15 protein-coding genes are annotated in these 14328 nt (G+C 72.4%); 9 read left to right on the forward strand and 6 right to left on the reverse strand.

The annotated features are described in order from the left end of the window. Positions 1–21: 21 nt before the first annotated feature. The gene (locus AMK10_RS28295; protein ID WP_073751132.1) at positions 22–588 is read right to left on the reverse strand and encodes a helix-turn-helix domain-containing protein; all 567 of its coding nucleotides are present in this window, start codon (positions 586–588) and stop codon (positions 22–24) included. Positions 589–635: 47 nt separating this feature from the next. On the opposite strand from AMK10_RS28295, the gene AMK10_RS28300 reads away from it, so the two are divergent. Continuing rightward, positions 636–1541 (forward strand): class I SAM-dependent methyltransferase, encoded by a 906-nt coding sequence (locus AMK10_RS28300; protein ID WP_073751134.1) that lies wholly within the window; start codon positions 636–638, stop codon positions 1539–1541. Positions 1542–1593: 52 nt separating this feature from the next. Here the strand turns inward: AMK10_RS28300 and AMK10_RS28305 are convergent, their stop codons facing one another. Then, positions 1594–2289: a nucleotidyltransferase domain-containing protein gene (locus AMK10_RS28305; protein ID WP_073751136.1), complete on the reverse strand. Its 696-nt coding sequence runs from the start codon at positions 2287–2289 to the stop codon at positions 1594–1596. A gap of 64 nt (positions 2290–2353) precedes the next feature. Beyond that, complete coding sequence (locus AMK10_RS28310; RefSeq protein ID WP_073751138.1) at positions 2354–2764, reverse strand: Rieske (2Fe-2S) protein; 411 nt, start codon at positions 2762–2764, stop codon at positions 2354–2356. 222 nt (positions 2765–2986) lie between these two features. Between AMK10_RS28310 and aroH the strand changes: the two genes are divergently transcribed. The 5 genes from aroH (at position 2987) to der (ending at position 7461) form a co-directional block, all read left to right on the forward strand. Continuing rightward, positions 2987–3349 carry a chorismate mutase gene (aroH, locus tag AMK10_RS28315; protein ID WP_073751140.1) on the forward strand — a complete coding sequence of 121 codons (363 nt, stop codon included), beginning with the start codon at positions 2987–2989 and terminating at the stop codon, positions 3347–3349. Then, positions 3346–4431 (forward strand): prephenate dehydrogenase, encoded by a 1086-nt coding sequence (locus AMK10_RS28320; RefSeq protein ID WP_073751142.1) that lies wholly within the window; start codon positions 3346–3348, stop codon positions 4429–4431. The genes aroH and AMK10_RS28320 overlap by 4 nt, the downstream gene beginning before the upstream one ends. 122 nt (positions 4432–4553) lie before the next feature. After that, positions 4554–5270, forward strand: a complete 717-nt coding sequence (cmk, locus tag AMK10_RS28325; protein ID WP_073751144.1) for a (d)CMP kinase — start codon at positions 4554–4556, stop codon at positions 5268–5270. Further along, entirely contained in the window at positions 5267–5935 is a 669-nt protein-coding gene (locus AMK10_RS28330; protein ID WP_073751146.1) for a lysophospholipid acyltransferase family protein, read from the forward strand. The genes cmk and AMK10_RS28330 overlap by 4 nt, the downstream gene beginning before the upstream one ends. A 56-nt stretch (positions 5936–5991) precedes the next feature. Beyond that, positions 5992–7461 (forward strand): ribosome biogenesis GTPase Der, encoded by a 1470-nt coding sequence (gene der, locus AMK10_RS28335; RefSeq protein WP_073751148.1) that lies wholly within the window; start codon positions 5992–5994, stop codon positions 7459–7461. Between the two features lie 69 nt (positions 7462–7530). On the opposite strand, the gene AMK10_RS28340 is transcribed toward der, so the two are convergent. Both AMK10_RS28340 and AMK10_RS28345 read right to left on the reverse strand, forming a co-directional pair. Continuing rightward, on the reverse strand, positions 7531–7836 hold the full coding sequence (locus AMK10_RS28340; protein ID WP_073751150.1) for a hypothetical protein: 306 nt from the start codon (positions 7834–7836) through the stop codon (positions 7531–7533). 137 nt (positions 7837–7973) lie between these two features. Further along, entirely contained in the window at positions 7974–8756 is a 783-nt protein-coding gene (locus AMK10_RS28345; protein ID WP_073751152.1) for a hypothetical protein, read from the reverse strand. Positions 8757–9057: 301 nt separating this feature from the next. Here AMK10_RS28345 and AMK10_RS28350 point away from each other — a divergent pair, with 301 nt between their 5' ends. Next, a complete protein-coding gene (locus AMK10_RS28350) occupies positions 9058–10338 on the forward strand; it encodes a glycosyltransferase (protein ID WP_073751154.1) in 1281 nt (426 codons plus the stop codon). Between the two features lie 444 nt (positions 10339–10782). Next, positions 10783–10998, forward strand: a complete 216-nt coding sequence (locus tag AMK10_RS28355) for an I78 family peptidase inhibitor (RefSeq protein WP_073751156.1) — start codon at positions 10783–10785, stop codon at positions 10996–10998. Positions 10999–11063: 65 nt separating this feature from the next. Here AMK10_RS28355 and AMK10_RS28360 read toward each other — a convergent pair whose 3' ends face one another. Further along, positions 11064–12101 (reverse strand): phosphatase PAP2 family protein, encoded by a 1038-nt coding sequence (locus AMK10_RS28360; RefSeq protein ID WP_073751158.1) that lies wholly within the window; start codon positions 12099–12101, stop codon positions 11064–11066. A gap of 477 nt (positions 12102–12578) precedes the next feature. Between AMK10_RS28360 and AMK10_RS28365 the strand changes: the two genes are divergently transcribed. Continuing rightward, the gene (locus AMK10_RS28365) at positions 12579–14291 is read left to right on the forward strand and encodes an MFS transporter (protein WP_073751160.1); all 1713 of its coding nucleotides are present in this window, start codon (positions 12579–12581) and stop codon (positions 14289–14291) included. The last annotated feature ends 37 nt before the right edge of the window (positions 14292–14328 follow it).

A 14328-nucleotide genomic window follows, 5' to 3' on the forward strand; every position in this document is an offset into this window, starting at 1 on the left:
GACGGCCCGGAGGCCGCCCTCTCACTCGCTCTCGCGCAGGTGGGAGCGGCGGCCCTCCCGGTCGAAGATGCCGAGGACCTCCGCCGGGCCGCCGACGGCGCCCAGCGCGTGCGGGAGCATCGTGGTGAACTCCGCCGCCTGCCCCTCCTCCATCCGCAGCCGCCGTTCCCCAAGCAGCAGCACGACCGTGCCGGACAGCACCGTGAACCACTCCCTGCCCGGGTGCGCCTTGAGGGCCGACGGGCCCTCGGGCGGCGGTTCGGTCAGCCGCATCCGCGCCACGGTGACGCCCGGCTCACCGCGCAGGGCCCACTGGGTCAGGCCCCGCCCCGGATGACGCGTGGGGTTCGTGACCACGTCGTCGGGAGCCGACTCGACGAGCTGGTCGAGCGAGGTGCCCAGCGCCCTGGCGATCACGGTGAGCTGGTCGAGCGCGATCCTGCGGTGCCCCGTCTCGATCCGGCTGAGCGTGGAGGGGCTGAGGTGGCAGCGGGCGGCCAGATCGTCGAGCGACCAGCCGTGCGCGGCCCGCAGGGCGCGGATTCTTTTGCGTACGAGGCTGTCGAGAGCACTGCCTTCTTGCGTCATGGGCAAGACGGTATGCGCTGGAGGCAAAGGTTCGTAGGCTCGGTCCCATGACACCCAGCACCTCCCACTCGGGCGCCCCGCACGCGCACCACCACGGCCACGACCACCACGACCACGGGACCCCGGACCAGCAGGACGGCCTCGCCGAGGTGCTCGACCTCGACGCCGAGCTGTTCGCCCCGTACCTCACCTCGGTGACCGCCAGGGTCGCCGACGCGGCCGGGGACGGCGGTGTCACCCGGATCGTCGACCTCGGGGCGGGCACGGGCACCGGCACCTTCGCCCTGCTGGAGCGGTTCCCCGGCTCCCGGGTGACCGCCGTCGACAGCTCCCCCGACATGCTCGCCCGGCTCGCCGGGGCCGCCCGCGCCAAGGGCCTGGGCGACCGGGTGCGCACCCTGGAGACGGACGCGGGCACCGGGCTCGCCGGCATCGAGGACGCGGACCTCGTCTGGGCGTCGGCCTCCCTGCACCACGTGGACGACCCCGCGGCGGCGCTCGCCGGGGTCCGCGCGGCGCTGCGCCCCGGCGGACTGCTCGCCGTCGCGGAGATGGACGGGATGCCTCACTTCCTGCCCGACGACGCCGTGGCGGAGCGCCCCGGGCTGGAGGCGCGCTGCCGCGAGGCGCTGAGCGCCCTCCACGCCGAGCGGCTGCCGCACCTGGGCGCCGACTGGGGCACCCTGCTGACCGCGGCGGGGCTCACCGTCGAGCAGGAGCGCACGGAGCACCTGGAGCTGCGCGCCCCGCTGCCCGCCTCCGCCGGGCTGTACGCGCACCTCGTGCTCAGCCGCATCCGCGAGGCACTCGACGGCCGGGCGGACCCCGCCGACCTGGCCGCGCTCGGCACCCTGCTGGACGGCGGCCCGCAGGACGTGCGCCACCGCGACGACCTCGTCGTCCGCTCCACCCGGCAGCTCTGGGTGGCCCGCCGCCCGGCGGACGGCAGCTGACGGACCCTGCGGACGGAGGCCGGGGAGGGCCCCTGCGGACGGAGGCCGAGCCCTACCCGGCCGCCGCCGAAGCCCTCCGGGTCCGGACCAGGAAGGCCTCCACGCGCTCCCGGTCCGGCTCCGGAGGCAGCGGTGAGCCGGAGACGGCCTCGTCGCTCTCCTCGGCCAGGCGCGTCATCCTGCGCTCCACCTCGGCCCACGGGACCTCGCCCCGCTTCACGGCCAGCAGGTCGTCACGGGCGTCGCCCACACCGATGACCAGCTCGCCCGTCCGCAGCAGGTCCCGGCAGCTCGTCAGCAGCCGCAGCAGATGCATCGCGTGCTTCCAGCGCGGAGCCCCGTACTGGCGCACATCCGCCTCCAGCTTCCGCCGCTGGCCCAGCGCGTAGCGTACGAACGTCGTGTGGGCGTGCCGGGAGAGGAAGGCGCCGCGCAGGTCCAGGAGCTCGCGGCCCGTGGCGTCGATCCGCTCCACGAGCGGCGAGTGCAGGCACTCCAGAACGTTCGGGTTGCCGCGGATCGCGAGCTCGCAGAAGCGCTCCAGCTCCCAGGAGAACTGCTCGTCCGCCGGCCCCTCGACATGGGTCGGCGGCTTCGTGAAGCCCCAGAACAGCGGCGTCGGCGCGAGGAAGACCCCGCGCCGGTCCGTATCGCTGTCCTCGGTGGCCAGTCCGAAGGCGCGGGAGCCCATCACGCAGGAGTAGACGGTGTGATCCCGCACGAGCCGTGTGCCGTCAGGGGTGATCATTCGCGCGAGCGTACGCAGTCCCGCCGACGGCCGCGCCCCGTTTTCCGCCCCGACGGGGCAGCCCTCAGCCCTGACGGATGCTGTCCCCGTCCACGGTGATCTTCTCGGCGGGCAGCGCGCGTGTCGCCGGGCCCTGCTCGACGGCCCCGTCCGTGATGCTGAACCGGCTGCCGTGGCACGCGCAGTTGATCGTGCCGTTCTCGACCGTCGCGACGATGCAGCCCGCATGGGTGCACACCGCCGAGAACGCCTTGAACTCACCGTCGGCCGGCTGGGTCACCACGATCTTCTGCTCCTTGAAGATCGTGCCGCCGCCGGACGGGACGTCGGAGGTGCTGGTCAGCTCCGCGCCGCCGGACGCGGGGGCGGAGCTCTCGTCGCCGCCCCCGTCGCCGTCCGACGAGCCGCAGCCGGTCACCAGGGCCGCGGCTCCCGCCGTCCCCGCGGCCAGGACCGTCCTTCGTCGTGCGTTCATGGCTCTCCTCGTGTGGTGGTCGCTGAGAGGCATCGTGGTGCCCCTGGCCGCCCGGGCGAAGCCACCGCGCCCGGGAGCCCGCCGACATCGCCGCGGTCCACGCGGGGATTCCCCCGGGAGGCGGGCACCCGCCGCGTCTCACGTACAGAGCGGGGTGACCACGTCTCCCGCAGCCCCTCTAGGCTGAAAGGGCACGCAGCACGAGGCGACGAGGGGTACGACGTGGCGGTACGAGCGGTCCGTGGGGCAGTCCAGCTGGATCGGGACGAGGCCGGGCACATGGACGAGCGGGTGAGCGAGCTCCTCACCGCCGTCCTGGAGCGCAACCAGATCGTCGCCGACGACCTGATCAGCGTCTGGTTCACGGCCACCCCGGACCTGCACAGCGACTTCCCCGCGGCGGCGGCCCGGGGCCTGGGCATCGTCGACGTACCGCTGATCTGCGCGCAGGAACTCGACATCACGGGGGCCATGCCCCGCGTGGTCCGCATCCTCGCCCATGTGGAGACGTATCTCTCCAAGGCCGAGATCAGCCACGTCTACCTCGGCGCCACCGGCGCCCTGCGCAAGGACATCGCCCAGTGAGAACAGCCCTCGTCATCGGAACCGGCCTGGTCGGGACCTCCGCGGCCCTAGCCCTCGCGGGGCGCGGCATCCAGGTGCACCTGGCCGACAGCGACGCGTCCTCGGCGCAGACCGCCGCCGCGCTCGGAGCGGGCACCGGCGAGGCCCCCGAGGGCCCCGTCGACCTGGCGGTCGTCGCCGTTCCGCCCGCCCACACCGCGTCCGTGCTCGCCAGGGCCATGCGCGAGGGGATCGCCCGCGCCTATCTCGACGTCGCCAGCGTCAAGGGCGGCCCGCGCCGCGAGCTGGAGGCGCTCGGCGTCGACCTCGCGCCGTACATCGGTACGCACCCCATGGCGGGCAAGGAGCGCTCCGGCCCCCTCGCCGCCACCGCCGACCTCTTCGAGGGCCGGCCCTGGGTCCTGACCCCGACCCGGGACACCGACACCGAGGTCCTCAACCTGGCGCTGGAACTGGTCGCGCTCTGCCGGGCCGTCCCGGTCGTCATGGACGCCGACGCCCACGACCGCGCGGTCGCCCTGGTCTCCCACACCCCGCAGCTGATCTCCTCCATGGTCGCCGCCCGGCTGGAGGAGGCCGACGAGACCGCCGTACGCCTGTGCGGGCAGGGCATCAGGGACGTCACCCGCATCGCCGCGTCCGACCCCCGGATGTGGGTGGAGATCCTCTCCGCCAACCCCGGCCCGGTCGCCGACGTGCTGGCCGGCGTCGCCGCCGACCTGGACGAGACGGTACGGGCGCTGCGCGGCCTGCAGTCCGGCGACGAGGACGAGCGCCGCAGCGGCACCGAAGGCATCGAGGACGTCCTGCGCCGGGGCAACGCGGGCCGGGTCAGGGTGCCGGGCAAGCACGGGGCCGCCCCGGCGTCGTACGAGATCGTCGCCGTGCTCATCAGCGACCGGCCGGGCGAGCTGGCCGCGATCTTCGCCGACGCGGGCAAGGCCGGGGTCAACATCGAGGACGTCCGCATCGAGCACGCCACCGGCCAGCAGGCCGGACTGGTCCAGCTGATGGTCGAGCCGAGCGCCGCACCCGCGCTGAGCGCCGCCCTGAGGGAGCGGGGCTGGTCGATCCGCCCGTGAGGCGCGGACGGGACGAGCCCCGGAGACAGGGGTACAAACGCGCTTCGCGCACTCGGTAACCTTGTGGGGAGGGCGCCCCGGTCTGCCCTGCCCCGCTCAGCCCACCCCCGTGTACCAGGAAGGTGTCCACCACCGTGGAAACCGTAAGCGCCGCCGCCCGGACCGCCCCGGCCGCAGTGATCGTCGCCATCGACGGCCCCTCCGGCACGGGCAAGTCGAGCACCTCCAAGGCCGTCGCAGCCCAGCTCGGCCTGAGCTACCTGGACACCGGCGCCCAGTACCGCGCGATCACCTGGTGGATGCTGAACAACGGCATCGACGTGCGGAACCCGGCGGAGATCGCCACGGCCGCCGCCAAGCCGGTCATCGTCTCCGGCACGGACCCGTCCGCCCCGACGATCACCGTGGACGGCGAGGACGCCTCCGGCCCGATCCGCACCCAGGAGGTCACCTCCCAGGTCAGCGCCGTCAGCGCGGTGCCCGAGGTGCGCGCCCTGATCACCGAGCTGCAGCGCTCGATCGCCAAGGAGGCCGAGCGCGGCATCGTCGTCGAGGGCCGGGACATCGGCACGACCGTGCTGCCCGACGCCGACATCAAGATCTTCCTGACCGCCTCCCCGGAGGCGCGCGCCGCCCGCCGCAGCGGCGAGGTCAAGGGCTCCGATCTCGCCGCCACCAAGGAGGCGCTGATCAAGCGGGACGCGGCCGACTCCGGCCGCAAGACCTCGCCGCTCGCCAAGGCGGGCGACGCCGTCGAGGTGGACACCACGGAGCTGACCCTCTCCCAGGTCATCGAGTGCGTCGTCACCCTCGTCGGGGAGAAGCAGGCCGCGAAGTGACCGAAGCCACCGCCGCGCCCACGCTGCGCGGAGCGGCCGTCGGGCGCGGGATCGGCATCGGGCTCATGTACGGGCTGTTCAGGCCCCGTGTGCTCGGCGCGTGGCGGGTCCCCGCCTCGGGACCCGTCATACTCGCGGTGAACCACGCGCACAACATCGACGGGCCGATGCTGATGGGCACCGCGCCCCGGCCCGTCCACTTCCTGATCAAGAAGGAGGCGTTCGTCGGCCCCCTCGACCCGTTCCTGCGCGGAATCGGGCAGCTGAAGGTGGACCGCACGACCGCCGACCGCACCGCCATCACGCAGGCACTCGGCGTGCTGGAGGACGGCGGGGTCCTCGGGATCTTCCCCGAGGGCACCAGGGGCGAGGGAGACTTCGCCTCCCTGCGTGCGGGGCTCGCGTACTTCGCGGTGCGCGGCGGGGCGCCGATCGTCCCCGTCGCGGTCCTGGGAAGCACCGAGCGGCGCGGACGGTTGATATCGGCACTGCCTCCGCTGCGCAGCCGGGTCGACGTCGTCTTCGGCGACGCCTTCCAGGCCGGTGACGGCAGCGGGCGGCGGACCAGGAAGGTGCTGGACGAGGCGACGCTGCGCATCCAGGCCGAGCTGACCGCGCACCTGGAGAACGCCAGGCGTCTCACCGGACGTCCTGTTAAGACTTGAGTAGTGGGCCGCGCCATCGTGGCCCATCGATGATGATGCAAAGAGGAACGGACTTCATGAACGACCAGATTCACTCCGACGGCTCGGACCACGAGCACGGAGCACTTGGCGATGCCGAGTACGCGGAGTTCATGGAGCTCGCCGCGCAGGAAGGGTTCGATCTCGAGGAGGTCGAGGGCGCGATCGGTGAGGCCGGTCACGGCCCGCTTCCCGTGCTCGCCGTCGTCGGCCGCCCGAACGTAGGCAAGTCGACCCTGGTGAACAGGATCATCGGCCGCCGCGAGGCCGTCGTCCAGGACAAGCCCGGCGTCACCCGTGACCGCGTGAGCTACGAGGCCGAGTGGGCCGGTCGCCGCTTCAAGGTCGTCGACACCGGCGGCTGGGAGCAGGACGTGCTGGGCCTCGACGCCTCCGTCGCCGCCCAGGCGGAGTACGCCATCGAGACGGCCGACGCGGTCGTCTTCGTGGTCGACGCCACCGTCGGGGCCACCGACACCGACGAGGCCGTCGTCAAGCTGCTGCGCCGCGCGGGCAAGCCCGTCGTCCTGTGCGCCAACAAGGTCGACGGACAGAGCGGCGAGGCCGACGCCACCGCCCTCTGGTCGCTGGGCCTCGGCGAGCCGCACCCGGTCTCCTCCCTGCACGGCCGCGGCACCGGCGACATGCTCGACGCCGTGCTGGAAGCACTGCCCGAGGCCCCCGAGCAGACCTTCGGCACCGTGCTCGGCGGCCCGCGCCGCATCGCACTCATCGGCCGCCCCAACGTCGGCAAGTCCTCCCTGCTGAACAAGGTCGCGGGCGAGGATCGGGTCGTCGTCAACGCCCTGGCGGGCACCACCCGCGACCCGGTCGACGAGCTGATCCAGCTCGGCGGGACCACCTGGAAGTTCATCGACACGGCGGGCATCCGCCGCAAGGTCCACCTCCAGGAGGGCGCGGACTACTACGCCTCGCTGCGCACCGCCGCCGCCGTCGAGAAGGCGGAGGTCGCCGTCATCCTGATCGACGCGAGCGAGTCGATCAGCGTGCAGGACCAGCGCATCGTCACCATGGCCGTGGAGGCGGGCCGCGCCGTCGTCGTCGCCTTCAACAAGTGGGACACCCTCGACGAGGAGCGCCGCTACTACCTCGAGCGCGAGATCGAGACCGAGCTCGCCCAGATCGCCTGGGCCCCGCGCGTCAACGTCTCGGCCGTCACCGGCCGGCACATGGAGAAGCTGGTCCCGGCGATCGAGACCGCCATCGAGGGCTGGGAGACCCGCGTCCCCACCGGCAGGCTCAACGCCTTCCTCGGCGAGATCGTCGCCTCCCACCCCCACCCGGTGCGCGGCGGCAAGCAGCCCCGCATCCTCTTCGGCACCCAGGCGGGCACCAAGCCCCCGCGGTTCGTGCTCTTCTCCTCCGGCTTCCTGGAGCACGGCTACCGGCGCTTCGTCGAGCGCCGCCTGCGCGAGGAGTTCGGCTTCGAGGGCACCCCGCTGCACATCTCGGTCCGGGTCCGCGAGAAGCGCGGCCGCAAGAAGTGATCTGAGGGCGTACGGCGAAGCCCCGGTCCCCCGCGCAGAGCGGGTGGGCCGGGGCTTCGCCGTACGCCCTCAGGAGTCCGTCGACCCGGGCGGCAGCGCCGCCGGCCTGCCACGGCCCGCGTGGCGCCCGACCCGCTGCCAGGAACCCGGGTTGCCGCCCGAGGCGCTGTGGCTGCCCTGGGCGTTCGCCGCCGTACGGCTGTTCAGCGGTGCGCGGCTGCCGAACATTCCGATGCCGAACGTTCTGAAGCCGAGATTCTCCTCACCGGTACGGTCCCCGGGAAGCGCCCTGAACGAGCGGCGGTACTCGGAGTACAGCGCGTCGTAGATCGGCGTCGCGGACTTGCCGCCCGCCGGTTCCCGTGACGGGCGCATGGCCGGGATGGGGGGCTGCTGCTGGCGAGAAGGGTCGTATGAGTGCACGTAGGTGCCAACGACCTCATCGCCCGTCGGATGCGGGCCGGGCGGAGAAAACGATGTTCGGCGGGCCGGGGAGGGCGGAGCCGCCACCGTCAGGTCCCGGCCAGCGGCATCGTCGCGGCGACCAGCAGACCGTTGATCGCGGCCTTGTCCAGTGCGTCCCGGAGCAGGTCCTCGCGCGGCTGCTGGCCGATGGAGCCCGCCGGTGCGGCGAAGACGAGCACGCTCTGCGCCTTGTTCGCCGCCGTACGCCAGCCGTCGGTGACCTGGAGCGGCTGATGGGCCTGCCACCAGGCGACCGGGCTGCCGCCGCCGGCGCCCGGCTGGAGCACGGCGTGGAGCTGGCCCATGGCGAGCAGCACCGACCAGCCGGGGAGCACACCGGGCAGCCTGTTCAGATGGGGCGTGGGCTGGAAGCCCTGCTCCAGCAGCAGCTGGAGGAACTGGTCGCCGCTGCTGCCGTCCGTGCCGGGCCGGGCGATCGGCCCCGTCGGTTCGACGACCAGGGCCGGACGGAGGTCGTCCTCGATCAGGACGAGACCGCTGGTGATGCCGAGGACAGCCTGTTCGGGCATGAGGCCCTCCGGATTCTGTGGCTCGCTGCCGGTGATGGACCGCACGGCGCCCTGGAGCTGGTCCTCCGCGACCTGGACGACCTGCGAGGGGATGCAGGTCGCGTGGGCGAAGGCGAGCACGGCGGTCTCGTCGCCCACGAACAGCACCGTGCTGGTGCGTTCCTGGTCGGAGTCGCCGGGAGTGCGGCAGGAGGTGCAGTCGTAACTGCCTGGGGCACTGTCGCCGACGAGCAGCCGGTCGGCTTCGGCGTCGCCGATCTCGGCACGTACGTCCTCGCTGACGTCGAGCATGCGCGGCACGGGTGGCTCCTCGAACTCGGTGCGTGGGCCGGGTGGTTCCCGGCTCATGAAGAGACAACGGACGACCCGGGGCCTGGGTCACGCGCGAATCGGGAGATTAAAGCGGGGGAACCGGCGGGCCGATGCACCGACAGATCGAGAGGGAGACATGGAGCCGAACATTCCGCCCGTGGACCCCTGGTGTGCGTGTGTCAGTTCGAAACGTCACGGCTTTGTGCGACTCCTGTGCGAAAGCTGTGCCCCTTCCTGACGCCACGTAAGGTCCGACGCAGACCAGTCGAACAGGGGAAACGACTACGTAATGCATATTTCATTTCTGCTCCATAATGCGTACGGCATCGGGGGAACGATCCGTACGACCTTCACGCTCGCGGGGACCCTGGCCGAGCAGCACGACGTCGAGATCGTCTCCGTCTTCCGGCACCGGGACGCACCGGCGCTCGGCGCACCGGGCGGCGTACGCATGAGGCACCTCGTCGATCTGCGGAAGTCGAGCCCCGGATACGAGGGGGACCACGCCGAACACGCGAAACAGGCCTCGGTCTTCCCGCGCGGCGACACCAGGCACCGGCAGTACAGCAGGCTCACCGACCGGCGCATCGCGGCCCATCTGGGGGCGGTCGAGGCCGACGTCGTCGTCGGTACACGTCCCGGACTCAACATCCACATCAGCAGGCAGGCACGGCGCGGACCGGTGCGCGTCGGCCAGGAGCACCTCACCCTGGAGAGCCACAGCTACCGGCTGCGCCGGGAGATAAGCCACCGGTACGGACTGCTCGACGCCGTCACGACCGTCACCTCCGCCGACGCCAGGGACTACCGCGCCAGGCTGCGGCTGCCCGGCGTACGTGTCGAGGCCATCCCGAACAGCGTGCCCGAGCCGAGCGGCCCGCCCGCCGACGGCGACGCCAAGTGGATCGTGGCGGCCGGCCGGCTGCACCGGGTCAAGCGCTACGACGTACTGATCCGGGCCTTCGCCGAGATCGCGGCCGCACGTCCCGAATGGCGGCTCCGGATCTACGGCGCCGGCGACGCGTCGGGCAACGAGCAGCGGCCGCTGCGCGCGCTCGTCGAGGAGCTGGGGCTCCGGGAGCGGGTGCGGCTCATGGGCTCGGCCGATCCAATGGAGAAGGAGTGGCCCAAGGGCTCCATCGCGGCCGTGACCTCCGAGCGGGAGTCGTTCGGCATGACCATCGTGGAGGCGATGCGCTGCGGGGTGCCGGTCGTCTCCACCGACTGCCCGCACGGGCCCGCCGAGATCATCGACGACGGGACCGACGGACGTCTGGTGCCGCTGGGCGACACCGGGGCCTTCGCCAAGGCCCTGCTCGGCCTGATCGACGACGACGGGCTGCGGCACCGGATGGGACGTGCCGCGCGGGCTTCCGCCGCGCGCTTCGATCCCGCACCGATCGCCGAGCGGCACGAGAGGCTCTTCGCCGAGCTGGCCGCGCGGGGATCGAGGGGCCGCTCGCAGGGCGCGCTGCGCAACGCGCTGCACCGCTCCAGGGGCAGCGCGCTGGACGGGGCGTATGCGCTGCGTTACCTGGCCTCCTCGGCGATCCGCCGCGGAAGGGCCTGAACCCGGGGCACCCGGACCGCGGTCCGGGTGCCCCGCGCCCCGCGTCCCGGACCGTTCCATTCCGGATGGTCCGGCGGTGCGGGGCCGCTCTCCGGCGGGGGAGGTACGGACGTGGGGCGGCGGAGAGTAAGAGTGGCATAAGGGCGAGTTAATTCCAGGTTGCGTGGTCGTATATTCTCCATTCGGCCCGGTCCGGAAAAGCTCTGGAGCGTGACGTCCACCCGTGTGCAATTTCCCGCCGAAGGCCGCCGGGGCGCCCATTCCTTGAGCGGGTGAATTCCGGTTTCCAGGCCTTCCGTGTGTCCGTTCGGGTGAAGTGCTCCGGCGTAAACGGGCGTGGGGATCCTGTGACACAAGCGTGACCGCCGAGGTACATGGGGCCGCTCCGGCATCCGCGGGCGTGATCGCTTCCGCCCCGGTCCGTGACGGCCTACGGTGAGAGGTATGGCACCTCTACCGAACTCTCCCGCCCAGCCGGACGACGCTCCCGAGTCGTATGTCGGCCTCGACGCCGAGGCCGCCGAGCGGCAGGCCAGAGCGCGTGGCTGGAGCACGGTCCGGGCCCTGCCGCCCGGCACCGTGATCACCATGGAGTTCCGCGGCGGACGCATCAACTTCGAGGTGGACGGGGCGACCGTGACACGCTGCTGGGTCGGCTGAGACCGCCCCGCACGACGAAGGCCCCGACATCCGTCGGGGCCTTCGTCGTGTGCTGTCCGGGCAGGTCAGGGGGCGACCGAGCCGCCCGTCACCGGGCGGGCCTGGGTCCCGTTGCTCCGCGGGGCGCGGTCCGCGTGCGGCGGACGGCGTGAGCCCGCGGGGGTGACCGGAGTCCGCTCCGAGCGCAGGGGATGCCCCTGGTGGGCCCTGGCGCGGGCGCCCGGGTGGCCGATGGCTCCCTGTCCCTCCGGCGCCGGCTCGACGCTCACGGCCTCCAGGGCTCCTTCCGCGCCCGTCCCGCCGCTCAGCGACTGCGGGAGCAGCACGGGCTCCGGCGCCGCCGGGGCGGCCGGGGCGGACGCCCGCAGCCTGCGGCGAGCCCGCCACTGCTCGCGGACCGAGAGGACCAGGACCTCGGCACGCGTGATCAGCGGCTCGAACCACGGCAGGGCCAGCAGGATCAGCAGCCCGGCCGCCCAGCCCAGCAGGACGTCGCTGAGCCAGTGGGTGCCGATGTAGACGGTGGTGAGCCCCACGCCGAGGGAGACGAACGCCGACAGGGCCGACAGATAGCGCCTCGCGCGCGGGGTGGTGGCCAGGTAGGCGAGGATTCCCCAGGTCACCACGGCATTGGCGGTGTGCCCGGAGGGAAATATATCGCCGCCGGCGAAGAGCTCCGCCGAGCCGATCTGAGTGGCGTAGTGCGGGCCGAGCCGCCCCAGGCCGAGCTTGACCGCGCCCACCGACAGGTTGAGCAGCAGCAGGGAAGCGCCCAGCGTCAGCAGCGGACGCAGCGTGTGCTGGCGCCAGGAGCGCCAGCCGAGCCAGGAGGCGACCATCACGGCCGTGGGGCCACGCTGGCCGAGCACGACGTAGTAGTCGAGGAAGGCGTGGAGTTCCGGCCACTGCTGATAGGGCCGGAACAGCATGACCTTCCAGTCGAGGGCCACCAGCCAGGACGAGACCAGCACGGCGACGACGATGGCGACATAGAACGCCAAAGTCCCGCCGAAGAGAGCGATGCGGTGACGACTCATCCGCGGGGTCTCTATCTTCGGCGGTTCCGGCTCCCGGTCCAGACGGGCAAAGATGTCGGTACGCACGCAATGGACGTTACAGCGAGTGAGTGTGTGATCCGGCCGATCCCGCGTCTTTGTGATGACGATGTGATGTGGACTTTGTCTCAGACAGGCATCTATTCCCTCTGCTCCGGGGAATCGTTTCGACCCCTCCGGCTATTCGTTCCTCGCATTAATCGCAGAAATGTTTGATCGTCGAAGAAAGTGGTGCGGCGTGACACCGCCGGGTATGCGCGGGGCCATTCGGGGCAGGGGCCGCGCGGCGCCCGGCCGTCCGGCGGGGGTCTCCGGCGTGGCGGCGGAGGGGTTGCCCCGCGTGGGCGGTGAAGTGGTGTACGCCACACTCGGTGGCCCGTGAACGTATGAGCTGCACCACGTGTGACCATCTGGAACTCGCGTACTCTGGCGGCTCACTCGCCCGTCGATGCCGGGCCCCGGGGTGCCGGAACGGACCCCAGCAGGTCTGCCGAGCGCGAGGGACACATTGTGGGAGGTACGTACATGACTGGGACGTCCACGGCCGTGAGCAGGCTGCGCGCTGCAGCCGGCGGTGCCAACCGCTGGGTCGTCCTGGTCGTCCTCTGCCTCAGTCTTCTGCTGGTCGCGCTCGACGCGACCGTGCTGCACGTCGCCGTCCCCGCCGTCACCGAGGACCTGCGGCCCAGTGCCGTCGGGCTGCTCTGGATCGTGGACGCCTACCCGCTGGTCTGCGCCTCGCTGCTGATCCTCTTCGGCACGCTCGGTGACCGGATCGGCAGACGCCGTGTCCTCCTCTTCGGCTACGCGATCTTCGGGATCGCCTCCGCCGTCGCGGCGGCGGCCGACAGTCCCGGTGTGCTGATCGCGGCCCGCGCGCTGCTCGGCGTCGGCGGCGCGATGATCATGCCGGCCACGCTGTCGATACTCCGCCAGGTCTTCCCGGACCGGCGCGAGCGGGCCCTGGCCATCGGGATATGGACCGCGGTGGCCGCGGTGGGCGCCGCGACCGGGCCGGTCATCGGCGGATTCCTCGTCGAGCACTACTGGTGGGGCTCGGTCTTCCTGATCAACATCCCGCTCATGGCCGTGATACTCCCCGTCGGACGCTGGCTGCTGCCCGAGTCGCGCGGCGGGGAGGACGGCCCCTGGGACGTGCTCGGCGCGCTGATGGCCGCGGCGGGTGTGCTCGGCGTCGTCCTCGGCATCAAGCGGATCGGCGGCGGCGAGGGACTGCTGAACCCCGCCACCCTCGTGCCGCTGCTCGCCGGGGCGGCTCTGCTCGCCCTCTTCGTGCGCAGGCAGCGGCGGCGCACCCATCCGCTGATCGACATCGCGATGTTCTCCCGGCCCGCCTTCACCACCGCCGTCGGCTGCATCGTGCTGGCCATGCTGGCGCTGGTCGGCCTGGAGCTGATCGCCGTCCAGTACCTCCAGCTGGTCCTGGACCTCAGCCCGCTGGAGACCGGTCTGCGGCTGCTGCCGCTCACCTTCGCCGCGATGGCCGCGGGCGCCACCGGCTCGTACACCCTGAGCAGGATCGGGCCGCGCCGGATGGTCGGCTGGGGCTTCGTGCTCACCGCGGCCTCGGTGCTCCTGCTGACCCTGATGGGCCAGCACGACCGGCCCGTGCTGCTCACCACCGGCTTCGTGCTGCTCGGCTTCGGGCTCCAGTCCACGCTGTTCGGGGCGTACGAGTCGATGCTGAGCGAGGCCCCCGCCGAGCGCGCCGGAGGGGCCGCCGCGATCGGCGAGACCTCCTACCAGCTGGGCGCGGGCCTGGGGATCGCGCTGCTCGGCAGTGTCATGAACGCCGCCTACGCGCCCGGACTCTCCCGGCTCCACGAGGAGGGCGTGCCCGCGTCCGCCGGATCGGCGGCCTCGCATTCGCTGGGCGAGGCGTACCAGGTGGCCGGCCGGCTGGGCGGGCCCATGGGGGACCTGGTGCGCGACACGGCCCGGCACGCCTTCGTCGACGGTCTGCACCTCACGCTGCTGGTCAGTGCGGGGCTGCTGCTCCTCGGGGCGCTGGCGGCGCTGCGGCTGCCACGCGTCATGGAGTGCCCGCCTGCCGTCAAGGCGTGCCGGGAGCCGGTCGCCGGGGTTCCCGCGCAGGCGGGCGAGCCCGACGCGGCCGCGTCGGGGACCCGCCGGGAGCCCCGTACGCCGAAGCCGCTGCCGCGTCCCGCGCGGCGCGAACCGGCCGAGGCCACCGGCTCTGGACGGGCCGCACGCTGAGCCGTAACGTCGGCGGGGCGCCATAACTATCACTGCT

Source organism: Streptomyces sp. CB02058 (assembly GCF_001905505.1).
In the GTDB taxonomy this organism is placed as follows: Bacteria; Actinomycetota; Actinomycetes; order Streptomycetales; family Streptomycetaceae; genus Streptomyces.

What these genes read in the sequence shown, in the direction of transcription:
- der (WP_073751148.1), top strand. Translation starts at nt 5,992, where the DNA reads ATGAACGACCAGATTCACTCCGACGGCTCGGACCACGAGCACGGAGCA.
- AMK10_RS28355 (WP_073751156.1), top strand. Translation starts at nt 10,783, where the DNA reads ATGGCACCTCTACCGAACTCTCCCGCCCAGCCGGACGACGCTCCCGAG.
- AMK10_RS28310 (WP_073751138.1), bottom strand. Translation starts at nt 2,764, where the DNA reads ATGAACGCACGACGAAGGACGGTCCTGGCCGCGGGGACGGCGGGAGCC.
- AMK10_RS28365 (WP_073751160.1), top strand. Translation starts at nt 12,579, where the DNA reads ATGACTGGGACGTCCACGGCCGTGAGCAGGCTGCGCGCTGCAGCCGGC.
- AMK10_RS28305 (WP_073751136.1), bottom strand. Translation starts at nt 2,289, where the DNA reads ATGATCACCCCTGACGGCACACGGCTCGTGCGGGATCACACCGTCTAC.
- AMK10_RS28300 (WP_073751134.1), top strand. Translation starts at nt 636, where the DNA reads ATGACACCCAGCACCTCCCACTCGGGCGCCCCGCACGCGCACCACCAC.
- AMK10_RS28340 (WP_073751150.1), bottom strand. Translation starts at nt 7,836, where the DNA reads ATGCGCCCGTCACGGGAACCGGCGGGCGGCAAGTCCGCGACGCCGATC.
- AMK10_RS28350 (WP_073751154.1), top strand. Translation starts at nt 9,058, where the DNA reads ATGCATATTTCATTTCTGCTCCATAATGCGTACGGCATCGGGGGAACG.
- AMK10_RS28295 (WP_073751132.1), bottom strand. Translation starts at nt 588, where the DNA reads ATGACGCAAGAAGGCAGTGCTCTCGACAGCCTCGTACGCAAAAGAATC.